This window comes from Salinibaculum sp. SYNS191 (assembly GCF_037338445.1).
Taxonomy (GTDB): Archaea; Halobacteriota; Halobacteria; order Halobacteriales; family Haloarculaceae; genus Salinibaculum; species Salinibaculum marinum.
In genome coordinates this window covers 3,360,849-3,382,375 of sequence record NZ_CP147838.1, presented here as the reverse complement: position 1 = coordinate 3,382,375, position 21,527 = coordinate 3,360,849, and the positions used below count along the sequence as shown (strand labels likewise).

Below are 21,527 nucleotides of genomic sequence, written 5' to 3'. Positions count from 1 at the left end.
TTCCCTACATCTCGCTGTCCGGGATGACGACGACCTTCCCGAAGCCCTCGCGCTCCTCTATCATCTCGTGAGCGTCGGCAATCTCGCTCATCGGGAACGTCTCGCGGATGCGCGGTTCGAAGGCGCCCTCCCAGACGAGTTCGAGCACGTCGTCGACCTCGCCGGGCGTGCCCATCGTCGAGCCGTAGATCTCCAGCTGGTTCCAGAAGATGCTGTTGATGTCGGTCTCGGGGTCGCGGCCGGTGGTCGCGCCGCAGGTGACGACGCGGCCGCCCTTGACGAGACTGTGCAGGGAGTTCTGCCACGTCGCCTTCCCGATGTGGTCGACGACGACGTCGACGCCGCGGCCGTCGGTCGCCTCGTCGATGGCCTCGGCGAAGTCGTCTTCCTCGTAATTGATGACGTGGTCTGCGCCGATCTCCTTCGCGTAGTCGAGTTTCTCTGCGGTGCTCGCGGTCGCGTACACCTCCGCACCGACGTAGTCGGCAATCTGGACCGCGGCGTGGCCGACGCCGCCGCTGGCACCGAGGACGAGAATCGACTCGCCCGGTTTCAGTTCGGCGCGCGTGACGAGCATCCGCCACGCGGTCTGGAAGACAAGCGGTGCCGCCGCGGCGATCTCCCAGTCGACGTGTTCCGGGACCGGCACGAGGTTCTCCGCGGGCACCGCCGTGAACTCGCTCTGGACACCGCGGACGTGCTCGCCGATGATTTTGAAGTCAACACACATCGTCGGGTCGCCGTCGCGGCAGTGCTCGCAGTGGCCACAGGCCAGGCCGCCCGAGACCGCCACCCGGTCGCCGGGTTCGAACCGTGCGACGTCCTCGCCGACCTCCTCGACGACGCCAGCGGCGTCGCTGCCGGGAATGTGGGGCATCTCCAGGTCGAGCCGCGACAGTGCTCCCAGCCCGTACCGGGTGAACACGTCCAGGTGGTTCAGCGCGGCCGCCTTCACGTCGACCAGAACCTCGTCGCTGTCGACCTCGGGGTCCTCGAACTCGCCGTACTCCAGTACCTCTCGACCGCCGTGTTCCGGGAATTGAACTGCTTTCACGTCTGGGCTCACGCCCGCAGGCTGGAAAAACCCTGTTGGTACCACGTCCGACTGCCGGTACATCGACAGACGACGAACCGGCGGGAGGACCGGGGTTTTTCCTGGCACGCGGAGAAGTGCGTCTATGGTCGACTTCCAGTCCCGTGACAGGCGACGAGACGCGCACGTGAGCGGCGTCGATGACGAAGACGAGGATGTGACGGCAGACGAGTCGGCCGCCGGTGACGACGAGACGACGGACGAGGAGGCGCGCGCCGAGTACGGCCCGGAGACGTTTCCCTTCGCCGTCGTCGCGGTCACGGACGACCGGACGATGGAGGAGGACGCGACGGGCGACATCGTGGTCGACGCCATCGAGTCGGCGGGTGACGCCGTCGCGACGCGGGAACTCGTCGCCGCCTCGTACGACGGCGTCCAGAGCACGCTGACGACGCTCGTCGCCCGCGCGGACGTGGACGCGGTGGTGACCGTCGGCGGCACGGGAGTCGAACCCGACGACGTGACCGTCGATGCCGCCGAGCACCTGTTCGACAAGCACCTCCCCGGCTTCGGCGAACTCTTCCGCGTCCTCTCTCACGAGCAGGAGGGGACCGCGACCGTCAGGACCCGGACGACCGCCGGCATCGTCGACGAGGTGCCCGTGTTCTGTCTCCCGGGGGACACCGTCGCCGCGCGCCGCGGCGTCGAACAGCTCGTCCTCGAAGAGGCCGAGACGCTGGCCGAACAGGCCGCCACGGAGGACACCGAGTAGCGGCCGACGGCGAGTACCGGCGGGCCGACCCGTCACGACGCCAAACATTGATAGCTGTATAGGCCCTGAAATGCGGTCATGAAAGCGTCTCCGCCCGGCCCCCGGGGCGAACCGCTGTTCGGCAGCAGCCGCAAGTACGCCAAGGACCCGTTCCGCTTTCTCTCCGCCTGCGAGCGCTCGTACGGCGACATCGTGACGTTCGAACTCGGGTCCCTCCAGACCTACCTGCTGACGAACCCCGCCGACATCCAGACGGTGCTGCTAGACCCCGACACCTACCGGAAGCCGGCGTTCCAGAACGACGCCCTCGGCGACCTGCTGGGCGAGGGACTGCTGTTGAGCGAGGGCGAAACCTGGGAGAAACAGCGGGAACTCGCCAACCCCGCCTTCGCGATGGGTCGGCTGGCGAACTTCGCCGACCGCATCGTCGACCACGCCGACGCGATGCTCGCGGGGTGGCACGACGGCCGCGAGGTCGACGTCGAGCGCGAGATGACGACGGTCACGCTGGACGTCATCGCGGACCTGATGCTCGGCGTCGACCTCGACGCCAACGTCGTCGAGACGGTCAGGGAGAGCCTGGACCCGCTCGGGTCGCGGTTCGAACCGGACCCCATCTCCTTCGCCACGCCCAACTGGGTGCCCATGCCCGGCGACCGCGAGTACAACCGCGCGCTGGCGACGCTGGAGGGCGTCATCGACGACATCGTCGCCGAGCGCCGCGGGAGCGAGGGCGACGACGACGGCCCCATGGACATGCTCTCGATTCTCCTGCGGGCCCAGGAGCGCGGCGAGCAGTCCGACCAGCAACTGCGCGACGAGGTGATGACGATGCTGCTTGCGGGCCACGACACCACCGCGCTGACGCTGACCTACACCTGGTACCTGCTCTCGGAACACCCGACCGCCCGCGAGAAGGTCCACGAGGAGATCGCCGACGTGGTAGGCGACGGGCGGCCGACGATGGACGACGTCCGCGAGTTCGAGTACGTCGAGTGGGTCGTCGACGAGGCAATGCGGCTGTACCCGCCGGTGTACACGCTGTTCCGGGAGCCGACCGAGGACGTCCAGTTGAGCGGGTACGACATCTCCGAGGGGTCGGCGCTGATGCTCTCGCAGTGGGCGGTTCACCGCTCGCCGCGGTGGTGGGACGACCCCGACAGCTTCCGGCCGGAACGCTGGCAGCGCGAGCAGACGAGCGAGCGGCCGAGTTTCGCCTACTTCCCCTTCGGCGGCGGGCCGCGCCACTGCATCGGCAAGCACCTCGCCAAACTCGAAGCGCAACTCATCATCGCGCGGACGGCCAGCCAGTTCGAACTGGAGACCAACCGGCCCGGCCGACTCGAATTCCGCCCCTCGCTGACGATGCACCCGAAAGACGGGATGCCGATGACCGTCCACGAGCGGTGAGACGGGCGCTACCGCGGCGCACACCCAACTGATTGGCGCGGTTGCTTTTGTAGGTTCCCGCCCTAACCGTAGTATGGTCACCCGACTCGCCGACGACGTGTGGTGGTTCGACTACCAGGGGGTCAACGCCTACCTCCTGCGCGACGAGGAGTCCCTGACGCTCGTCGACACCGGGATGCCGTGGCACGCCGGGCGGCTCGAACGCGACATCGAGAGCCTCGTCGACGGCCTCGCTGCCGTCGACCGCGTTCTCGTCACTCACTTCGATTTCGACCACGTGGGCGGGCTGAACCGCCTCGCGGACGGCGGCCTCGACGCCCCGGTCTACATCGGAGCCGGCGACGAGCCCTTCCTGGCCGGCCGGGAGAAACCCACCTGGACCAACCGCAAAGGGGCGCTCCAGCGGGTCACCGACATCGCACGCAGCATCCCTGCTCTCCCCGTGGAGACGGTCGACGATGGGGACGAAATCGGCGGCTTCGTGGCCTACCACACGCCGGGGCACACGCCGGGCCACACCGCCTTCGTCCACGAAGACCTGTCGGCAGCGATGGTCGGCGACCTGGTCCGCGAGAGCGACGGCGCATTCGAGGTGCCGCCGTGGTTCCTCAACTACGACCAGGAGCAGGCGGAGGAGAGTCTGCGGTCGTTCGTCGAGCGCGCCCCCGACTGCGACATCGTCTGCCAGGGCCACGGGACGCCCTTCACAGAGCGCGGGGCGGAGCGGCTGGCGGCGTGTGCCGGCGCGCTCGCTGCGCCCTAGGCGGAGAGTTCGGCGGCGACGGCTTCGGGGTCGAGCAGCGCCGGGTCGACCATCAGGTCGGTCTGGCGCGTGGCGAACTCGGGCAGCGACCCCTCCGCGTAGACGACGACTTTCAGGTCCTCGTTGAGGTCCTTCGCGACGGAGATAGTGGTCGCCTGCTCCATCTCGGTCAGCACGAAGGCATCGGTCTCCAGGATACCCGCCTCCTCCAGCCCCGGCCGGTTGGCGATGTCGACGCGCGAGACGGCGTGGCCCTCCGCTTCGATGGCAGCGGCGATGTCGTGGTCGTCGATGCCGGCGACGATGACGTTCATTGCTGGGGAGAATGCTCCGACGGGGCTTGTGTCTTATCACCCGCGCTCGGGCGTGTCACTCGTACTCGATGGTCGCCGGGGGCTTGTGGGTCACGTCGTAGAGGACGCGCGCGACGTTCTCGTTCTCGCCGGTGATGCGTGACTGGATGCGCTGGAGCGTCTCCCAGTCGATTTCCTGGGCGCGGGCGGTCATGCCGTCGCGGGACTCGACGGAGCGGACGGCGACGACCCACCCGTGGACCCGGTTGTCCCCCTTGACGCCCGTGGCCTTGCCGATGACCGCAGCGAGTGCCTGCCAGGGCTCGTACTCCTCTAATTCCTCCTCGACGACGTGGTTGGCCTCGCGTGCGACGGCCAGTTTCTCCTCCGTGACCTCGCCGATGATGCGCACGGCCAGGCCCGGACCGGGGAACGGCATCCGTTCGGCGACGATTTCGTCCAGGTCGAGTTCGCGGGCCACCTCGCGGACCTCGTCCTTGTAGAGGTCACGCATCGGCTCGACGATGCCCTCGAAGTCGACGACGTCGGGGAGCCCGCCGACGTTGTGGTGGGACTTGATGGTCCCCTCAGACTCGATGCGGTCGGGGTAGATGGTCCCCTGGACGAGGTAGTCGGCGTCGACCTCGCGGGCGACCGTCTCGAACTCCCGGATGAACTGCTCGCCGATGGCGTGGCGCTTCTCCTCCGGGTCGGTGATGCCTTCGAGCGCGTCGAGGAAGCGGTTCTGGGCCTCGATTATCTGGAGGGAGTCCATGTAGTCGAAGGTCTCCCGGATCTGGTCGGTCTCGCCTTTCCGCATCAGCCCGGTGTCGACGTAGACGGGTGTGAGCTGGTCGCCGATGGCCTCGTAGGCCAGTGCTGCGGCCGTCGAGGAGTCGACGCCGCCCGAGAGCGCGATGACGGCGTTCTTCTCCCCGATTTCGTCGGCGATCTCCTCGCGGGCGTCCGCGATGAAGGAGTCGACGTCGACCATCAGTCGTCACCTCCGATGGGTGCCTGCTCGCCGGCAGCCGTCTGCCTGGCCTGCATCCCTTCGACGAAGCCGACGAAGGGCGGGCTCGGCCGGGTCGGCCGCGAGCGGAACTCTGGGTGGAACTGCGTCCCGAAGAAGTACGCGTGGTCGGGCAGTTCCAGAATCTCCATCCGGTTGCCGGAGGTGCCCGAGAAGACCATGCCGGCATCCTCCAGGTCCGGGATGTAGTCGGGGTTGACCTCGTAGCGGTGGCGGTGGCGCTCCGTACACGAACCCGCGCCGTAGAGGTCGTGAGCGAGCGTGCCGGGGGCGATGTCGGTCTCGTGGGCACCGAGGCGCATCGTCCCGCCCATGTCCTCCATCTCCTTTTGCTCGGGCAGGAGGTCGATGACGGGATAGGGCGTCTCCTCGTCCAGTTCGGCGGAGTGGGCACCCTCCAGGCCGAGGACGTTGCGGGCGTACTCGACGACGGCCATCTGGAAGCCGAGACAGAGGCCGAGGAAGGGCACGTCGTTCTCGCGGCAGTAGCGGATGGCCTCGACCTTGCCCTCGGTCCCGCGGGAGCCGAAGCCGCCCGGGACGATGACGCCGTCGACGTCGTCGAGCTGGCCGTCGTGGCCGTCCGCCAGCTCCTCCGCGTGGACCCAGCGGCGCTTCACGTCGACCTGCTTCTCCAGGCCGGCGTGTTTCAGCGACTCGTGAATCGAGATGTAGGCGTCCTCCAGCCCGTACTTGCCGACGAGGGCGACGGTCACCTCGCCCTCTTTCTCGCGGGTGACCTGGTCGCGCCAGGCCGTGTCCCGCTGGCTCCTGGGCAGGGCCTCGTCGGCGAGACCGAGGTGGTCCATGACGTACTCGTCGAGTTCCTCGTCCTCGACGACCAGCGGGACCTTGTAGATGTCCGCCACGTCGGGATTGGAGAAGACGGCCTCGGTGGGGACGTCACAGAAGAGCGCGATTTTCTCGCGGGTGTGCTGTTCGAGCGGGTCCTCGCAGCGGCCGACGAGGATGTCCGGCTGGAGCCCGATGGAGCGCAGTTCCTTGACGCTGTGCTGGGTGGGCTTGGTCTTCTGCTCGCCGTTCTTCGAGTAGGGGACGAGCGTGACGTGGGTGAAGAGGATGTCCTCGTCGTCCTCCTCGTGGGCGAACTGGCGCAGGGCTTCGAGGTAGGGCATGCCCTCGATGTCGCCGACGGTCCCCCCGACCTCGACGATGCAGACGTCGTTGCCCTCGGCGGCCTCGCGGATGCGCCGCTTGATGTCGTTGGTGATGTGCGGGATGATCTGGACGGTCTTGCCCAGGTAGTCGCCGGCGCGTTCCTTCTCGATGACCTCCTGGTAGACCTTCCCCGTGGTCACGTTGTGGTCGAAGGTCATGTCGATGTCGAGGAAGCGCTCGTAGTTCCCCAGGTCGAGGTCGACCTCGCCGCCGTCTTTGAGGACGTAGACCTCGCCGTGCTGGAACGGGTTCATCGTCCCCGCGTCGACGTTGAGGTAGGGGTCTATCTTGACCGCCGTCACGTCGAAGCCGGCGTTTGCCAGCAGTCGCCCCGTGCTGGCTGCAGTGATACCCTTCCCCAGCCCGGACATGACGCCACCGGTTACGAAAATGAATTTCCGGCCCAGGCTCGGGTCGTAGCCCGTCTCGGATTCTGTCGGCATATCGAGGGTGTGCTGGCAGGCCTCAAAACCGTTTCGAAGCGGGCACCTTTTCGGGAACTGAACTGTCAGGAGGGACAGCGCGGTGGCCGCACAGGTGCGGCGCTCGTCCGACTCTGGCCAGCGGCAAAAGCGACGGGCCGGGGAGTGTAGCTCGTCGGTCGCTCGGGCACCGAAGCGATTCCAGCGGGGACCGCAGTCAGCGGACTTTGCGGACAGTGAATCCGCAGGCCGGGCAGTTCAGTCGGTCGCTCTCGTAGTCGAGTCCACAGTGCTCGCACTCGTAGGCGGGTCCACCCCCGAGGCGAACCCGAATCTGTTCTCTGATGCTCATAGATAGGCAGTTCAGTCGAGTTTGCCGCAGGTGCGACAGCGGGACTTGCCGACTTCGGTGTCGAACACGAGCGAGCCCTCCTCACAGAACCGGCAGCCCATGTAACTCGCGCTGCGCAGGGTCGGCGTCTCGGTGGTCTCTACGGACGATGACGATTCGACGGATGATTCGTGAACGCTCATCAACTACACCATATGGTCGACTTTACTAAAAACTTCTGGGTGTATGTCCTATAAACTCCTAATATTCTACCCTATCTTCCGCAAATATGGCCATGGGGTTTGCATGCGCTCACTTCAGCGTCGAGAACAGTGCAAACCGGCAGTTCGTCGGGTTCGAAGACGGGTCCGGCTGGAAGTCCGTCCAGTCAGAACGAGGAATCGAAGAAGGACGCCACGTCCGCGGCGATGGCTTGCTGCTGGCCGGCGAAGAAGTGGTCCGCCGGGAGGGCCGTGACCGTGTCCCCCCTGTCGCGTGCCCGCTCGGCAATCGGCAGCGAGTCGACGGTATCGTCGCGCTCGCCGTAGCGCACCTCCAGCGGGCACGCGACGTCGTCGACGGCGGGCATCACGTCCCGCCCGTGAACCGTCGAGGCCGGGGAGAGGACGGAGACTGCGCCGGGGGCGTCCTCGCCCTCCCGGAAGGCCGCGGCGGCGAGCAGCGCCATCGAACCGCCGAAACTGTAGCCGAACAGACCCACCGTCAGGAAGTTGTCGTGTGCCCACGCGAGTGCGCTGCGAACGTCGGTCACTTCGGCGCGGCCCTCGTCCCAGGGGCCGTAATCGAACCGGAGGCAGGCGCAGTCGACCCCGGCGAGCGCGTCGGCGACCGCGCGGAGTCGGCTGTCGCGGCGGTCGCCGCCCATCTGGGGGTGGGGCGGACAGGCGACCACGACGCGGGACGCGTCGGAGGTGTCCAGCGAGGCCGTCACGTCGCGCGGGCCGGGAATCGGCAGTCGGTCGGTCATACCGGGGAGTTTGCGTGTGAGAATTTTAAGTTTCGCCGAGACAAATAGGGAATATGGGAATACTCTCGCGCGCATCGTACGTCATCCGCTCGAAGCTCAACTCACTCCTCAACCGGGCGGAGGACCCGTCGCAGACCCTCGACTACTCCTACGAGAAGCTGCAGGACGAACTGCAGGACGTCAAGCAGGGCATCGCAGACCTGACGACCCAGAAGAAGCGCCTCGAGATTCAGAAGCGCCGGCTCGACCAGAACGTCGAGAAGCACAACGAGCAGGCCCGCGAGGCCGTCAAGCAGGACCGCGACGACCTCGCGCGGAAGGCCCTGGAGAAAAAAAAGCAGAAGATGAACCAGATCGAGGAGCTGGAGACGCAAATCGCCAACCTCCAGCAACAGCAGGACCAGCTCGTCGAGAAGAAAGACCAGCTCCAGGCCCAGATAGAGGAGTTCCGCACGAAGAAGGAGTCGATGAAGGCCCGCTACGAGGCCGCCGAGGCCAGCGCCCGCGTCTCCGAGGCCATGACCGGTGCCGGCGAGGAGATGGAGGACATCAGCCGCTCCATCCAGCGCGCCGAGGAGCGCACCGAGGACATGGAAGCCCGCTCGGCCGCGCTGGACGAACTCCAGGAGACCGGCGCGCTGGAGAGCCAGATCTCCGACAAGGACTCGCTGGACCGGGAACTGGAGGAACTGGCGACGGACAGCGCAGTCGACACCGAACTGGAGACGCTGAAATCCGAGATGGGCAAGGGCGAACAGGCGGCCGAGAGCGACGAGGAGGAGACCGAGGTCGAGGCGGACGCGGCCGACGTCGAGCCGCCGGACGTCGACGACAGCGAGGTCGAGGAGGAACTGGAGGAACTGAAGGACAGGGAGACGGAGTGAGCGGCCCGCGGGAGTTTCTCAGAGTCCGTAGATGACGGTGATTCCGACTGTCGTGACGACGGAGAGCAGCGCGAGCAACGGCCCGCCGACGCGGAGGTAGTCGGTGAAGCGGTAGCCGCCGGGACCGTAGACCATGAGGTTGGTCTGGTAGCCGATGGGGGTGATGTAGGCGGCGCTGGCACCGAACAGCGTCGCGAGCACGAACGCGAAGGGGTCCACGCCGAGGGTGCGCGCGGTGTCGACGGCGACGGGACCGAGCAGGACGACTGTCGCGACGGGCGTGACCACGGCGGCCAGAAGCGCCGTGACGAGATACAGGAGTGTGACGACCAGCACGGGAGCGAGACCGACCGCGGCCCCGCCGATGGCGTCGCCGAGGAAGGCCGCGCCGCCGGTGCGCTGGAGGGCGACACCCAGCGGGAGGATGCCCGCGAGCAGGAAGACGACGGGCCAGCTGACGGCGTCGTAGGCGTCGGCGGGACTGAGACAGCCAGTCACGACCATCGCGACGACTCCCCCGAGGGCGGTGACGGGAATCGACAGCGGCGTGGCGGCCGCCAGCAGGACAGCCACGACGAGGATGCCGACCGACAGCGGCGCCCGGGCGTCCAGTTCCGGCGGGGCCTCCGGTTCGATGTCGGGCGTCGGGTCGGGGGCCCCGTCCAGCGGGATGAGGTCGTCCTCGTCGTAGAAGAACTCGATGGCCGACTCCGTGGTCTGGAGGAGGAGCGTGTCCCCGGCACGGAAGCGGCTCTTCGAGAGGCCCGATTGCGCCACCTCGTCGCCGCGGCGGCGGGCGATAACCTTCGTCTCGAAGCGCTCGGTGAGCTTCTCGGCCTCGGGCGTCGAGTCGACCCAGTCGGAGTCCGGTGGGACGACCGCCTCGACGAGCATCCCCGGGTGGGCCTCGGCCGCGAGTCGCTCGGCGTCGACCCGCTCGCGGGGGAACTGCCGGAGGTCGTAGGCCTCGGCGAAGCGGTTGAGTACCTGCCGGTCCGCACGGACCGTCAGCACGTCCCCGGAGGCGATGGGCTGGCCGCTCCCGGCGATGTACGTGTCGTGGATGGCCCGCGTCTGGAGCCCCTCGACGTCCTCCTCGTCGGCGACGACCGCCCGCTCGCGGTCTATCTGCAACACGTCGAGGTCGAGTTCCAGGTCGGCGTCGAGAAACAGGTCCGCCGCGGTCCGCCCGACGAGCGGGGAGTCGGGCCGCACCCGGACCTGCGCGAGGTTGCGTTCGAGGTCGTAGGCCTCCGTCACGCTCCGCTCCGGTGCGAGCCGGGCCGGGGTGAGCCAGTAGCCGACCGTGACGAGGTAGACGACGCCGACCCCGAAGACGAGCACCCCGAGCGGCGTGAACTCGAACATGCCGAGGGGGTGGTCGATGAGTTGCTCGGAGACGTCGCTGGCGAGCAGGTTGATAGAGGAGCCGACGAGGGTGAGCGTCCCCCCGAGCATCGCGGCGAAGGAGAGGGGCATGAGGAACTTCGAGGGGGAGACGCCGGCTTCCTCGGCCAGGTCGGAGACCATCGGGATGAAGACGGCGACGACCGGCGTGTTGTTGACGACGCCGGCGAACAGGCCGGTCGATGTGGTCGTCGCCCCCAGCAGCCGGGTATCGTCGCCGTGGGTGGCCCGGGCGAGGTGGGCACCGAGCCAGTCGACGACGCCCGAGCCCTCGACCGCGTCGCTGAGGATGTACATGGCGATGATGGTGACGACGGCGGGGCTGGCAAAGCCCGCGATGGCGTCGGTGGCGGCGACCTCGGTGTACGGTTCGAGGACGGCGAGGGCGACCAGCACCGCGATGGCCGTCATGTCCGGCGGGAGGAGTTCGGTGACGAAGAGCGCGACTGCGACCCCGATGAGCACGAACACGACGAGTGCCCCAGTCGACAGCGCCATGGTATGCCTGCGCCGGGGCGTGGAATAGCAGTTGTGGTCAGCTCAGCGACTCGACTATCTCTTCGAGGTGTGCCGCGGCGTCGTCGTCGCGGGGCCCGACGGCCCGCCAGTAGATGACGCCGTCGCGGTCGACCAGGAAGGCGTGAATCTCGCTCTCGTCCTCGATGTCCAGCGCACGCCGCACGATTCGCTTGTCGGTGTAGACCGTCACTGTGCGCTCGCGGGTGTCCGTGTCGGGAATCCCGGCCCGCATCCCGCCGTCGATGACGGGTCTGGCAGCGGCGTAGAGGCGGCTGATGACCGGGACCTCGTAGTAGCGGACGTCCGGGTACGAGGCCTCGATGTCGCTCGCCACCGGGAGCCAGCTGTCGATGTCGGCCTGCTGGGTGCGCCGGAAGGCGACGAAGACGAGGTTCAGCGGCTCCTCGAACTCGTCGGGGAGCTGGAGGGTGCGGCCGGTCAGCGTCTCACCAGTTATCGGCGGAAAGCGGGCCTCGGTTCTGATGGACATACTGGTACTACGGCTGGCGTCCTGATAACGATACCACAGCCCGCACTCCCATTCGGCACGCTTTTTACTGGCCGTCGGGTGAACTTGGGTATGCGACTGCTGTTCATTCACTCGGACCATCTGGAATTCGAGGCGCGGGAGAAGGCCGGTCCCGACGACCTCGCGGAGACGGAGGGGGTCCCTATGGAAGGCCGCATGGAGGAGTGCGTCACGGCCTTCATCAGCGTCGAGTCCGACGACCAGGAAGATCTGGACGGGGTCGTCGAGAACGCGCTGACGGAACTGCGCGACGTCACCGGTCAGCTCAACACCAACAACGTCGTGCTCTACCCCTACGCCCACCTCAGCGAGGACCTGGCCGGCCCGGACGCCGCGAAACAGGTCATGCAGGACCTCGAAGTCGCGCTCGAAGACGAGGGCTTCGAGGTGCTGCGGGCCCCCTTCGGCTGGTACAAGTCCTTCGAGGTCGCCTGCAAGGGCCACCCCCTGTCGGAACTCTCGCGCCACGTCGCCCACCACCGCGACGAGGAGAAAGACGTCGAGGAGACCGACCGCGAACCCAGCGACTGGCAGGTGATGCACCCCGACGGCAGCGTCGAGGACGCCGTCGCCGCCAAGGCGGACACGAGCGACGACATGCGCGCGTTCATCGAGGACGAGGTCGAGGACATCGTCGCCAGCCCCGGCGAGGAACCGCCCCACCTCCAGATAATGAAGGAGAAGGAACTGGTCGGCTACGACGAACTCTCCGACGTCGGCAATCTGCGGTTCTACCCGCGCGGGAAGCTCATCCGCGACGCCCTGATGGAGTACGTCAACGACCTCGTCGTCGACTACGGCGGCATGCCCGTCGAGACGCCCATCATGTACGACCTCGGCGCGCGCTGTATCGACGAACACGCCGGCAAGTTCGGCGAGCGCCAGTACCGCTTCGAGTCGGGCGACCGCCGGATGATGCTGCGCTTTGCGGCCTGCTTCGGCCAGTTCTCCATCATGCGCGACATGCACATCTCGGTCAATGACCTCCCGCTGCGCATCTACGAGATGTCCACCTACTCCTTCCGCCGCGAGCAGAAGGGCGAGGTCACCGGCCTCAAGCGCCTGCGCGCGTTCACGATGCCGGACATGCACACCGCCACCGAGGACATGGACCAGGCCCGCGAGGAACTGATGAAGCAGGCCAAACTCGCCCTGCAGACCAGCGAGGACCTCGACATCAACTACGAGCCGGCCATCCGGATGACCCGCGAGTTCTACGAGGAGAACGAGACGTGGGTCGAGGAAGTCGTCGAGGAACTCGGCAAGCCCGCGCTGCTGGAAATCATCCCGGAACGACACCACTACTGGTCGGCGAAGATAGACTTCGCGGCCATCGACGGGCTGGGCCGCCCCATCGAGAACCCGACGGTCCAGATAGACGTCGAGAGCGCCGAGCGCTTCGACATCGAGTACACCGACGGGACCGACCAGTACCATCCGCCGATTCTCCACTACTCGCCGTCGGGAGGCATCGAGCGCGTGATGGCCGCCCTGCTGGAGCGGACGGCGACGATGGACACGCCACAGTTGCCGACCTGGCTCTCGCCGACGCAGGTCCGCTTTATCCCCGTCAACCCCGACGAGCATCTGGACTACTGCGACCAGCTGACCGACGAACTGGAGGCCGCTGACCTCCGCGTCGACATCGACGACCGCGACGAGTCCGTCGGCAAGCGCATCGCCGAGGCGGAGACCGACTGGGTGCCCTACTACGTCGTCGTCGGCGGCAACGAGATCGAGGGCGACACCCTGGGCGTCAACGTCAGGGCCGAGGGCGAGGAGCGCGACATGACGCTGGCCGAACTGCGCGAGACGGTCGAGGCGGACATCGCCGACCTCCCGCAGAAGGCGCGGTACCTCCCCCGGTACGTCGGCAACCATCCGAACTTCACTGGGAACTGACAGACACGCATCTCCCGTGGGGAGCGGTCACACGGGCGGAAGTGAACAACGCATTTATCACTGTCGACGGGCAGACACGGAGTGAATGCGCCCGCGCGCACGTGAGAGCGGACGGCGTCGGACCGGGACGACGAGTCGGGACACGGACAGCAGCGGCCGCCCGGACCACGGCAATCAGGTGGTGACCTGACGTGCCGAGCGTGCCCTCTTCGAGCAGGGTCCAGCAGGGCTTTCTCCGCTACCAGCACGTCTTCGTGTTCCTCGCGCCGCTCCTGTTCGTGACGGCGGTGTTCTTCGGGGCTCCCGTCCCGGGCGACGTCAACGGCAACGCCTACTGGCTCGAGTACTGGTGGCTGTTCCCCTGTTTCATGCTCGGTGCCACCATCGTCAACACGGTCGGCATCAGCGGGTCGGCGCTGTTCGTCCCCTTCCTCATCTTCCTGTTCCCGCTGGCAGCCCACCCGCTGGACCCCGAGACCATCGTGAAGGTGGGCCTCATCAGCGAGTCCTTCGGCCTGTCCAGTTCCGCGCTCGCGTTCATCCAGTACGGACTGGTCGACCGCCGCCTCGCCCTCGCGCTCGTGGGCGGCGCAGTGCCCTTCGTCGTCGCCGGCGCGTTGCTGTCCTTTGTCATCCCCGAGCCACTCTTTCACCTGTTGCTCGGCCTGGCGCTGATTGCTGCCTCGTACCTGCTGTTCAAGGCTGACCTCGGCCACGGCGACTCGGAGACCGATGCCGAGACCGACGCGGACGCCGCCGCCGTCTCCGACGGGGGCCAGTCGGAGTCCCTGCCGGACGACGACAACAAACTCGGGCCGGCGGGCGTCGACACCGACGAGGAGGGCACCGTCACGCGGGTCGACCGCGACGGCGAGGACTACACGTACGACCGCAGCGGCTATCTCCGGCGCTTCGCCAACTACAGCATCGGCGGCACCTTCCAAGGCCTGGCCGGGTTCGGCGTCGGCGAACTCGGCATCATCTCGATGCTCGGCTCGAAGATTCCGGTGCGGGTCGCCATCGGGACGAACCACATCGTCGTCGCGGTGACGGCGGTGCTGGCGTCGCTGGTCCACGTCTTCGGCGGGGCCTACGTCCCCTTCGGCCACGAACTCGACATCGCGCAATCGCCCTGGAACATGGTCGTCTGGACGGTGCCAGCGACGGTCACGGGCGGGCAGGTCGCCCCCTACGTCTCCGCCGCGCTGGAGACGGAGACGATAAAGAAGTTCGTCGGCGGCCTGTTCGCGGTCATCTCCGTGGCCCTGTTCGTGATGGCGGCCGGCGGCCTCTGACCGCCGACGTTTTTCCCACCCCACTCCAAGGGCGAGTATGTACGACCGCATCTTGCTGCCGACCGACGGGAGTCCGGGGACCGTCGCCGCCGCCGAACACGCGGGGGCGCTCGCGAAAGCCTTCGACGGGACGGTCCACGTGCTCTCGGTCGCGGACACCCGCAACCGCTTCGAGAGCCCGACGAGCGGCCTGGCACCGGGCATCTGGCTGTCGGGCGAGCGCGAGCGCGCCGGGGAGGCAATCGAGCAGGCCGTCGCGGCACTGCCCGACGACGTCGCAATCGAGCGGGTCCAGCGCGAGGGACTGCCGCGGAGCGAAATCGTCGACTACGCCGAGGAGGCGGGCGTCGACGTCGTCGTGATGGGGACGCACGGACGGACCGGCATCGACCACTACCTCCTGGGGAGCGTCGCCGAGCGCGTCGTGCGGACCTGTCCGGTCCCGGTCGTGACGGTGCCGATCGAAGACGAAGAATAACACGACGGCGGCGTCGCTGTCGGGGGTGCAGCGCTTTCTGTAGTCGGTGTCTCACTCGCGGTCGCCGGACTCGTAGAGCGCGCTCTGCTGGTCGACGTAGCGCCGCGGCCACTCCCTGACGTGGGTCCGGAGGGTGCCAAGGACCGCGCGCCCCCACGCCAGCGGTCCGCGCCCGCGCCGGCCGTCGGCCGGTGTTCCCGCCTCGCGCTCGCCGAGTGAGCCGTCGTCGAAACTCATCACGTCAGTACGTCGATGGGCCTCGCTAATAAATACCATGGTGAGGAGTGACGCAGGATGGCAGCCGACGGCCGTCACCGGGACTGGACGCAACCGGGGCCCGGCGAGCCCCCGTCGCCCGGCTCCCGCGGTGAGAACGACGCACAGCGCTTAAGTCGCGGGCAGGAGTGGTCACGTCCATGTACGACGAAATCCTCCTGCCCACGGACGGCAGTTCCGGGACCGTGGACGCGCTGGAGCACGCCATCACCGTCGCATCCGACCAGGACGCCCGCATCCACGTCCTCTACGTCGTCGACCGCCGCCTGTACATGGCGGCCAGCGACGAGAACAAGGACGAGGTCCGCCAGTCGCTGAACGAGGAGGCCGAGCGCGCCCTCGACGACGCCAGCATGCGCATCGAGGACGAGGGTATCGAGTGCCACACCGAGAGCCGGGAGGGCATCCCCCACAAGACCATCACCGAGTACGCGGCCGAGGCGGACATCGACCTCGTCGTGATGGGGACCCACGGCAAGACGGGGCCGGAACGGGTCGCGAACCTCGGGTCGACGACCGAACGCGTCGTCCAGAGCGCCGACCTGCCCGTGCTCGTCGTCGACATCGAGTGAGCGAGACGAGCCCGCGGTGTCAAGAGTTTTGAGGACCCGCCACCTGCGCCCGCTATGGACAGTCGCGAGTACACGTTCGAAGGGAAGGGAGCCGACGTCGACGAGTCGGCCGCGGTCAGCCGCGAGAGTACGCTGGTCGGTGACGTGACCGTCGGGCCGAACGTCACCGTCTGGCCCGGCGCAGTTCTGCGCGGCGACGTGGGACCGGTGGAACTGGCCGCGGGGAGTGCAATCGGCGACAACGCCGTCCTCCACGCATCGACCGTCGGCGAGGAGGGCATGGTCGGCCACGGCGCAGTACTGAACGACAGCCACGTGGAGGCGGGTGCGATGGTCGGCTTCAACGCCACCGTCGCGGAGACCACGATCGGCGCGGACAGCATCGTCGCGATGGGGACGGTCATCCCGTCGGGCTACGAGGTGCCCCCCGAGTCGTTCGTCCGGGGTACCCCCGCCCGCGTGACGCCGCTGGCCGAGACGGACATCGACCGCGACGCCGTCTTCGACCAGTTCGCCTCCGGCGAGTTCGCCCACCTGACCGAGGGCCACGACGACCTCTTCGACCGATGAGCGAGACGACAGACCTCGTGAACCGCTCGCTGGGCGGCGACGCGACACCCGAGTTCGAGGAGCGCGTCGAGCGCCAGGCCGCCGCCCTCCGGGAGGCAATCGCGGCCGGCGACCTGGACAACGCCGACTTCGCGGTCGGCCTGGAACTGGAAGTGTACGCCGTCGCTCGCGGGGAGGACGACGGCGATGGCGGCCACCTCACGCCGCTGTCCGACGACGTCTTCGACGGCGTCGCCAACAAGGAACTGGGCCTGCACAACGCCGAGATAAACACCGAGCCGAACGTGATGGACGGCGACGGTCTGGCCGCGCAGGCGGACAGCATCGCGGCGCGGTTCGAGGCGGCACAGCAGGCCGCCCGCGAGCACGGCCAGGAACTCGTTCCGGACGCGATGTGGACGATACCGCCAGCCGCGGGCAGCGACCCGTATCTCTCGGGCCACGAGACGGTCGACGGCGTGAGCATCGCCGGGAACATGCGCCCGGACCCCCGCTATCTCGCAATCGACAACGAAGTGCTGGACCTGGCCGGCGGCGACATCGACTTCTCGGTGCCCGGCGTCGACCGGGCGTTTCCTTCTATCCTTTTCGAGTCGCTTGCCACCTCCATCCAGCCCCACCTCCAGATTCCCAGCGCCGAGGACTTCCCCGAGTACTACAACGCCGCCATCCGGACGCTGGGGCCGGTGCTGGCAATCGGGACGAACGCCCCGTTCCTGCCGCCCGACCTCTACACCGATGTCGACGACCCCCACCGACTGGTCGACGAGACCCACCACGAGCTCCGCATCGCCGCCTTCGAGCAGTCGGTCAACGTCAGCCCGAACCCGAAGGTCCGCGTGCCGCGTGACCTCGACGACGCCACCGAAGTCGCCGAGCGGGTGGTCGAGGACGACCTGTACGCCCCCTTCCTGCGGGAGTGGCTGGACGAGTCCCCGCGGGACACGTTCGCCGACCAGCACTGGGAGTTCGACTACAAGCGCTCGACGTACTGGCGGTGGCTGCGCTGTGTCGTCGGGGGCGACCACATCGACGCCCGGAACGACGAGCGCTCGCTGCGCATCGAGTACCGCCCAATCCCGACTCAGCCGACGGTCCGCGACGTGGTCGGGATGCAGGCGCTCACGACGGGGCTCGTCCGCGGGCTGGTCGCCACCGGCCACCCCCTGACCGAGTTGCCGTGGGCAGCAGCCGAGGAGAGTTTCTACAGCGCAGTCGAGTCCGGACTGGACGCCGACCTCGCCTGGGTCACGGCCGACGGCGAGCGGACCGACGACGCGGAGACGGTTTTCGGTGAGGTCTTCGAGTACGCCCGCCGCGGCCTGCGCGAGGCCGAGGTGCCGGCCGCGGACGTCGACCACTACCTCTCGCCAATCGAGGCGCGCTGGGAGGCCGGCGTGACGCCGAGCGTCTGGAAGAAGGAGTGCGTCCGCGACCGACTCGACGCCGGGGAATCCCTCGCGGAGGCAATCGAGGGGATGCAACACACGTACATCAGGCAGAGCCGCACGCTCTCCTCGTTTGCCGAGTGGCTGTAGAGAACGGTACGGCGGCCGCTCGACCGCCTGCTCGACTGTCTTCTCAGCGCGGGCGCGCGCCCGTCCCCGCCCCGACCGCTGTGAGGGCGAGTCTCCCCTCCGGCATCGGGACCCCGTCGTAGGGGTCGTCGGCGAGCAGGAGAGCGCCGTCGAGGTCGGCGTAGTCGACGAGCGGCGCGAGGTGGCAGGCTCCGGCCATGCCGGCGTTCGAGGCGACCATGCAGCCGAACATCGTCTCCAGACCGTGGGCGTCGGCGGCCGCAATCTGGCGGGCCGCCGCGCGGAGGCCGCCGCACTTGTCGACCTTGACGACGACGATGTCGACGGCGTCCGCGACGCGGGGGACGTCTTCGGCGGTGACGCAGGACTCGTCGGCGGCGACCGGCAGGGAACCTTCCTCACTGACCCGGCGGAGGCCGTCGATGTCGTCCGCCGGCACCGGCTGTTCGACGAACTCGACGCCGTGGTCGGCCAGCCAGCTGGTGTGCTCGATTGCCTCCGCCGGCGTCCACGCCGTGTTCGCGTCCACGCGGATGCGCGCCTCCGGCGCGGCCTCGCGGATGGAACCGATACGTGCGCGGTCGTCCTCGGTCCCGAGTTTGACCTTCAGAATCGGGTAGCCGGCCTCGCGGGCACTCGCGGCCTTCTCGCCCATCCGCTCGGGTGTGTCGATGCCGATGGTGAAGGAGGTGGCCGGCGCGGCCGCGGGGTCCAGTCCCCAGCGGCGATAGAGGGGTTCGCCCTGCTGGCGAGCGGCCAGGTCGTGGACGGCGACGGAGACGGCGCCGCAGGCCGATGCCGCCTCGGGTGCCCGTTCGTGCAGTGCGCGAGCGATGCGCTGCTGGGCGTGGGGATCGTCGACCTCCTCGACGGCAACGAGCAGGTCCGGCAATGCCGTCGCCACGCTGTCGGGCGTCTCGCCGTAGTACTCGCTGGGCGCGGCGGCCCCGACGCCGACGTTCCCGTCGCCGTCCTGGACGCGGACGAGGACGTTCTCGGCCGCCTCCGTGGTGCCCCGCGAGATGCCGAAGGGGTCCGCGAGCGGGAGCGACACCCGCTCGAAGTCCGTCGAGAGCGTCACAGCAGGTCGTCGAAGGGGCCGGCCTTCGACGCCTCCAGGCGCTCGAACTGGTCGTCGGTCAACTCGACGGTGGCCGCGCCGAGGTTCTCCTCCAGCTGGTCGACGGTCCGCGCGCCGACGATGGGCGCGGTGATATCGGGGTGGTGGAGCTGGTAGGCCAGCGCGACCTGCGCGGGCGAGGCGTTGACCTCGGCGGCGACGGTCTCGACGACGTCCAGCGCGTCGAAGTTCTCCGGCGTGAGATAGCGCTCCTCCCAGCCCTCGCTGTCGGAGGCCGTCGCCTCATCGGGCAGGTCGGCGTCGCGCTCGTACTTGCCGGTGAGAAAGCCCTGTGCGAGCGGGCTCCAGGGCACCACGCCGATGCCGTTCTCGCGGCAGAAGTCCAGGTACTCGCCCTCGATTTCGCGGTTGACGAGGTTGTAGCGGGGCTGTGTGACGGTGAAGGGTTCCCAGCCGTAGCGGTCGGCGATGTCGTTGGCGCGGGCGAGCTTCCAGGCGTTGGGCGCGAGCGTCGACGCGCCGAGGTAGTGGACCCGGCCGTCCTGGACGAAGCCATCCAGCGTGCGCATGACCTCGCGGGCGGGCGTGGCGTCGTCCCAGCGGTGGATGTACAGCAGGTCGAGGTAGTCGGTACCGAGGCGGTCCAGCATCGCATCGAGTTGCCGGCGGAGGTGCTTGCGGTTGAGGCCGTCACCGTTGGGGTCGTCCTCGCGCGTGGGCCAGTAGATTTTCGAGGCGACGACGAAGTCCTCCCGGTCGCGTTCGTCGAGCCAGTCGCCGATCCAGGACTCGCTTTTCCCGCCGCCGTAGACATCGGCGGTGTCGATAAAGCGCCCGCCCGCCGCTTCGTAGGCGTCGAGCAGGTCGTGGGCGGTCGCGCGGTCGATTTCGAGGTTGCCGGCGGCGGTCTCGCGACCGAACCGCCAGGTCCCGAAGGCGAGTTCGCTGACTTCCAGTCCGGTCCGTCCCAGCGACACAGTGTCCAGAGCCATCAGTTCGGAAAACGGCGCGGCGAAAAATGAAACTTCGCTGTTCAGGCGAGGTCTGGGTCCCGGGGCGGGACCTCCTCGGTCGCCACCTCGCCCTCGCCGCCGCGGCGCACCGCCAGCACGGACAGGGTGAACGCGCCCAGCCCAAAGAGGAGGTAGAGGAAGCCCACGATACCGCCGAGGTCCACGAAGGAGGCGACGGCGGGGACGGCCAGTCCGACCGCCAGCGCACCCCACGCGGAGGTGCGGTCGGTCAGGCCGAGCAGGTAGGTGCCGACGACCAGCGCGCCGTAGACGAACGCCAGCCAGAGGACGAGCGCGTACACGCCGAAGCCAGCGAGCGCCAGCGGGATGCCGACGATGGTGACGGCGGTCAGGGTGAGCGCCACCGGGACGCCGACGAAGGTGGCGATGCCGGCGACGCCAGTGCGGACGGCGTCTGTCGTGCCGGTCTCGGTGACGCGGCGGGCGAAGCGGGGCGCGACCACAAGGAGCAACGCGCCCAGCAGGAAGTTCACGACGAAGCCGAGAGTCACGAACACGCCCGTCGGGAGGACGCTGCCGACATCGAAGTCGCCGACGAACGGGGCGGGCACGGCGACGGAGATGCCGTCGACGCGCTCGGTCGTCCCGAGAACCGTGGCACCGTCGTCGACAACGGTGGTCCCCGAGCCGTAGCGGAGGTTCCCGCTGATGACGGTCGCCTCGCTGAGACGCAGCGTCGCCACGCCGGCGTCGACGTTCCCGCCGACGATGCCGTCGATAGCGAGCGTCTGCGCGCCGGCGGCGACGTCACCGTCGACGCGGCCGCCGTTGGCGATGGTCACCGTATCGGCGGCAGCCTCGACGTTGCCTTCGACGACGCCCTGGATGGTCACCGAACCGGCGGCGGCCTCGATGTCGCCGGTGACGGTCCCGGTGACGACGATGGAACCGGCGAGGCCCTCGATGGAGCCGTCGACGGTCCCGTCGACCAGAACACTTCCCCCGACAACCGAGAGGTCGCCCTCGTGGACGGTGCCGGCAGGGACGGTGATGGCGCCACCGCCACGGACCTCCTGTGCACTCGCGACCGGGACGGCAGCGAGGAGCAGTACGACGACGAGTGTGAGAGCGACGGCGCGTCGCCCGACTGTTGTGAACATCGGAATCACGGCGAGAACGAATCTCGTCAGATAACAATACAATCAGCAGCGAGATAAATCAGTATGGACGCATGCTATCGCTCCGCGCGAGAAACCGGCGCAAACGGCCCGAGCGGCC

Annotated in this window: 23 protein-coding genes; 10 read left to right on the top strand and 13 right to left on the bottom strand. The window is 68.1% G+C overall.

Features of this window, described 5'->3' with window-relative positions; all coding sequences use genetic code 11:
- Window positions 1–4: 4 nt before the first annotated feature.
- A complete protein-coding gene (locus WDJ57_RS17490) occupies window positions 5–1,054 on the bottom strand; it encodes a zinc-binding dehydrogenase (RefSeq protein WP_338902210.1) in 1,050 nt (349 codons plus the stop codon).
- Window positions 1,055–1,178: 124 nt separating this feature from the next.
- On the opposite strand from WDJ57_RS17490, the gene WDJ57_RS17485 reads away from it, so the two are divergent.
- The 3 genes from WDJ57_RS17485 to WDJ57_RS17475 all read left to right on the top strand — a co-directional run bounded on the left by WDJ57_RS17485 (window position 1,179) and on the right by WDJ57_RS17475 (window position 3,978).
- Entirely contained in the window at window positions 1,179–1,805 is a 627-nt protein-coding gene (locus WDJ57_RS17485; protein WP_338902209.1) for a MogA/MoaB family molybdenum cofactor biosynthesis protein, read from the top strand.
- 78 nt (window positions 1,806–1,883) lie between these two features.
- Window positions 1,884–3,215, top strand: coding sequence for a cytochrome P450 (locus WDJ57_RS17480; protein ID WP_338902207.1), 1,332 nt, complete (start codon window positions 1,884–1,886; stop codon window positions 3,213–3,215).
- 73 nt (window positions 3,216–3,288) lie between these two features.
- Window positions 3,289–3,978, top strand: coding sequence for an MBL fold metallo-hydrolase (locus tag WDJ57_RS17475; protein WP_338902206.1), 690 nt, complete (start codon window positions 3,289–3,291; stop codon window positions 3,976–3,978).
- Here WDJ57_RS17475 and WDJ57_RS17470 read toward each other — a convergent pair.
- The 6 genes from WDJ57_RS17470 to WDJ57_RS17445 all read right to left on the bottom strand — a co-directional run bounded on the left by WDJ57_RS17470 (window position 3,975) and on the right by WDJ57_RS17445 (window position 8,224).
- The gene (locus tag WDJ57_RS17470) at window positions 3,975–4,292 is read right to left on the bottom strand and encodes a DUF7126 family protein (protein ID WP_338902205.1); all 318 of its coding nucleotides are present in this window, start codon (window positions 4,290–4,292) and stop codon (window positions 3,975–3,977) included. The genes WDJ57_RS17475 and WDJ57_RS17470 overlap by 4 nt on opposite strands.
- 55 nt (window positions 4,293–4,347) lie before the next feature.
- Window positions 4,348–5,265 (bottom strand): glutamine-hydrolyzing GMP synthase, encoded by a 918-nt coding sequence (guaA, locus tag WDJ57_RS17465; protein WP_338902203.1) that lies wholly within the window; start codon window positions 5,263–5,265, stop codon window positions 4,348–4,350.
- On the bottom strand, window positions 5,265–6,926 hold the full coding sequence (locus tag WDJ57_RS17460) for a CTP synthase (protein ID WP_338902202.1): 1,662 nt from the start codon (window positions 6,924–6,926) through the stop codon (window positions 5,265–5,267). Before WDJ57_RS17460 ends, guaA begins: the two co-directional genes overlap by 1 nt.
- 196 nt (window positions 6,927–7,122) lie before the next feature.
- Entirely contained in the window at window positions 7,123–7,257 is a 135-nt protein-coding gene (locus WDJ57_RS17455; RefSeq protein ID WP_338902201.1) for a hypothetical protein, read from the bottom strand.
- 11 nt (window positions 7,258–7,268) lie between these two features.
- Entirely contained in the window at window positions 7,269–7,439 is a 171-nt protein-coding gene (locus tag WDJ57_RS17450; RefSeq protein WP_338902200.1) for a hypothetical protein, read from the bottom strand.
- A gap of 185 nt (window positions 7,440–7,624) precedes the next feature.
- Window positions 7,625–8,224 (bottom strand): alpha/beta hydrolase, encoded by a 600-nt coding sequence (locus WDJ57_RS17445; protein WP_338902199.1) that lies wholly within the window; start codon window positions 8,222–8,224, stop codon window positions 7,625–7,627.
- Between the two features lie 53 nt (window positions 8,225–8,277).
- Between WDJ57_RS17445 and WDJ57_RS17440 the strand changes: the two genes are divergently transcribed.
- Window positions 8,278–9,108 (top strand): PspA/IM30 family protein, encoded by an 831-nt coding sequence (locus WDJ57_RS17440; RefSeq protein ID WP_338902198.1) that lies wholly within the window; start codon window positions 8,278–8,280, stop codon window positions 9,106–9,108.
- Between the two features lie 18 nt (window positions 9,109–9,126).
- Here the strand turns inward: WDJ57_RS17440 and WDJ57_RS17435 are convergent, their stop codons facing one another.
- Both WDJ57_RS17435 and WDJ57_RS17430 read right to left on the bottom strand, forming a co-directional pair.
- Complete coding sequence (locus WDJ57_RS17435; protein WP_338902197.1) at window positions 9,127–11,013, bottom strand: SLC13 family permease; 1,887 nt, start codon at window positions 11,011–11,013, stop codon at window positions 9,127–9,129.
- Between the two features lie 37 nt (window positions 11,014–11,050).
- Complete coding sequence (locus WDJ57_RS17430; protein WP_338902196.1) at window positions 11,051–11,524, bottom strand: hypothetical protein; 474 nt, start codon at window positions 11,522–11,524, stop codon at window positions 11,051–11,053.
- 90 nt (window positions 11,525–11,614) lie between these two features.
- On the opposite strand from WDJ57_RS17430, the gene WDJ57_RS17425 reads away from it, so the two are divergent.
- The 3 genes from WDJ57_RS17425 (at window position 11,615) to WDJ57_RS17415 (ending at window position 15,238) form a co-directional block, all read left to right on the top strand.
- On the top strand, window positions 11,615–13,465 hold the full coding sequence (locus WDJ57_RS17425) for a threonine--tRNA ligase (RefSeq protein WP_338902195.1): 1,851 nt from the start codon (window positions 11,615–11,617) through the stop codon (window positions 13,463–13,465).
- A 191-nt stretch (window positions 13,466–13,656) separates the two neighbouring features.
- Window positions 13,657–14,760 carry a sulfite exporter TauE/SafE family protein gene (locus WDJ57_RS17420; protein ID WP_338902194.1) on the top strand — a complete coding sequence of 368 codons (1,104 nt, stop codon included), beginning with the start codon at window positions 13,657–13,659 and terminating at the stop codon, window positions 14,758–14,760.
- Window positions 14,761–14,797: 37 nt separating this feature from the next.
- Window positions 14,798–15,238, top strand: a complete 441-nt coding sequence (locus WDJ57_RS17415) for a universal stress protein (protein WP_338902193.1) — start codon at window positions 14,798–14,800, stop codon at window positions 15,236–15,238.
- A 51-nt stretch (window positions 15,239–15,289) separates the two neighbouring features.
- Here the strand turns inward: WDJ57_RS17415 and WDJ57_RS17410 are convergent, their stop codons facing one another.
- Window positions 15,290–15,475 carry a hypothetical protein gene (locus WDJ57_RS17410; protein ID WP_338902192.1) on the bottom strand — a complete coding sequence of 62 codons (186 nt, stop codon included), beginning with the start codon at window positions 15,473–15,475 and terminating at the stop codon, window positions 15,290–15,292.
- A gap of 179 nt (window positions 15,476–15,654) precedes the next feature.
- Here WDJ57_RS17410 and WDJ57_RS17405 point away from each other — a divergent pair, with 179 nt between their 5' ends.
- Genes WDJ57_RS17405 through WDJ57_RS17395 form a run of 3 tightly spaced genes read left to right on the top strand, consistent with a single transcriptional unit; the run spans window position 15,655 to window position 18,194 of the window.
- Window positions 15,655–16,086, top strand: coding sequence for a universal stress protein (locus WDJ57_RS17405; protein ID WP_338902191.1), 432 nt, complete (start codon window positions 15,655–15,657; stop codon window positions 16,084–16,086).
- A gap of 54 nt (window positions 16,087–16,140) precedes the next feature.
- Entirely contained in the window at window positions 16,141–16,656 is a 516-nt protein-coding gene (locus WDJ57_RS17400) for a gamma carbonic anhydrase family protein (RefSeq protein WP_338902190.1), read from the top strand.
- Window positions 16,653–18,194, top strand: a complete 1,542-nt coding sequence (locus WDJ57_RS17395; RefSeq protein WP_338902189.1) for a hypothetical protein — start codon at window positions 16,653–16,655, stop codon at window positions 18,192–18,194. The genes WDJ57_RS17400 and WDJ57_RS17395 overlap by 4 nt, the downstream gene beginning before the upstream one ends.
- A gap of 43 nt (window positions 18,195–18,237) precedes the next feature.
- Here the strand turns inward: WDJ57_RS17395 and WDJ57_RS17390 are convergent, their stop codons facing one another.
- Genes WDJ57_RS17390 through WDJ57_RS17380 form a run of 3 tightly spaced genes read right to left on the bottom strand, consistent with a single transcriptional unit; the run spans window position 18,238 to window position 21,409 of the window.
- On the bottom strand, window positions 18,238–19,275 hold the full coding sequence (locus WDJ57_RS17390; RefSeq protein ID WP_338902187.1) for a dipeptide epimerase: 1,038 nt from the start codon (window positions 19,273–19,275) through the stop codon (window positions 18,238–18,240).
- Entirely contained in the window at window positions 19,272–20,267 is a 996-nt protein-coding gene (locus WDJ57_RS17385; protein WP_338902186.1) for an aldo/keto reductase, read from the bottom strand. The genes WDJ57_RS17390 and WDJ57_RS17385 overlap by 4 nt, the downstream gene beginning before the upstream one ends.
- 41 nt (window positions 20,268–20,308) lie before the next feature.
- The gene (locus tag WDJ57_RS17380; protein ID WP_338902185.1) at window positions 20,309–21,409 is read right to left on the bottom strand and encodes a bactofilin family protein; all 1,101 of its coding nucleotides are present in this window, start codon (window positions 21,407–21,409) and stop codon (window positions 20,309–20,311) included.
- Between the last annotated feature and the right edge of the window lie 118 nt (window positions 21,410–21,527).

Excerpts from the sequence above, each read along its gene's own strand:
- WDJ57_RS17485 (WP_338902209.1), top strand. The coding sequence starts at position 1,179 with ATGGTCGACTTCCAGTCCCGTGACAGGCGACGAGACGCGCACGTGAGC.
- WDJ57_RS17480 (WP_338902207.1), top strand. The coding sequence starts at position 1,884 with ATGAAAGCGTCTCCGCCCGGCCCCCGGGGCGAACCGCTGTTCGGCAGC.
- WDJ57_RS17475 (WP_338902206.1), top strand. The coding sequence starts at position 3,289 with ATGGTCACCCGACTCGCCGACGACGTGTGGTGGTTCGACTACCAGGGG.
- WDJ57_RS17470 (WP_338902205.1), bottom strand. The coding sequence starts at position 4,292 with ATGAACGTCATCGTCGCCGGCATCGACGACCACGACATCGCCGCTGCC.
- guaA (WP_338902203.1), bottom strand. The coding sequence starts at position 5,265 with ATGGTCGACGTCGACTCCTTCATCGCGGACGCCCGCGAGGAGATCGCC.
- WDJ57_RS17460 (WP_338902202.1), bottom strand. The coding sequence starts at position 6,926 with ATGCCGACAGAATCCGAGACGGGCTACGACCCGAGCCTGGGCCGGAAA.
- WDJ57_RS17455 (WP_338902201.1), bottom strand. The coding sequence starts at position 7,257 with ATGAGCATCAGAGAACAGATTCGGGTTCGCCTCGGGGGTGGACCCGCC.
- WDJ57_RS17450 (WP_338902200.1), bottom strand. The coding sequence starts at position 7,439 with ATGAGCGTTCACGAATCATCCGTCGAATCGTCATCGTCCGTAGAGACC.
- WDJ57_RS17445 (WP_338902199.1), bottom strand. The coding sequence starts at position 8,224 with ATGACCGACCGACTGCCGATTCCCGGCCCGCGCGACGTGACGGCCTCG.
- WDJ57_RS17440 (WP_338902198.1), top strand. The coding sequence starts at position 8,278 with ATGGGAATACTCTCGCGCGCATCGTACGTCATCCGCTCGAAGCTCAAC.
- WDJ57_RS17435 (WP_338902197.1), bottom strand. The coding sequence starts at position 11,013 with ATGGCGCTGTCGACTGGGGCACTCGTCGTGTTCGTGCTCATCGGGGTC.
- WDJ57_RS17430 (WP_338902196.1), bottom strand. The coding sequence starts at position 11,524 with ATGTCCATCAGAACCGAGGCCCGCTTTCCGCCGATAACTGGTGAGACG.
- WDJ57_RS17425 (WP_338902195.1), top strand. The coding sequence starts at position 11,615 with ATGCGACTGCTGTTCATTCACTCGGACCATCTGGAATTCGAGGCGCGG.
- WDJ57_RS17415 (WP_338902193.1), top strand. The coding sequence starts at position 14,798 with ATGTACGACCGCATCTTGCTGCCGACCGACGGGAGTCCGGGGACCGTC.
- WDJ57_RS17410 (WP_338902192.1), bottom strand. The coding sequence starts at position 15,475 with ATGAGTTTCGACGACGGCTCACTCGGCGAGCGCGAGGCGGGAACACCG.
- WDJ57_RS17405 (WP_338902191.1), top strand. The coding sequence starts at position 15,655 with ATGTACGACGAAATCCTCCTGCCCACGGACGGCAGTTCCGGGACCGTG.
- WDJ57_RS17400 (WP_338902190.1), top strand. The coding sequence starts at position 16,141 with ATGGACAGTCGCGAGTACACGTTCGAAGGGAAGGGAGCCGACGTCGAC.
- WDJ57_RS17395 (WP_338902189.1), top strand. The coding sequence starts at position 16,653 with ATGAGCGAGACGACAGACCTCGTGAACCGCTCGCTGGGCGGCGACGCG.
- WDJ57_RS17385 (WP_338902186.1), bottom strand. The coding sequence starts at position 20,267 with ATGGCTCTGGACACTGTGTCGCTGGGACGGACCGGACTGGAAGTCAGC.
- WDJ57_RS17380 (WP_338902185.1), bottom strand. The coding sequence starts at position 21,409 with ATGTTCACAACAGTCGGGCGACGCGCCGTCGCTCTCACACTCGTCGTC.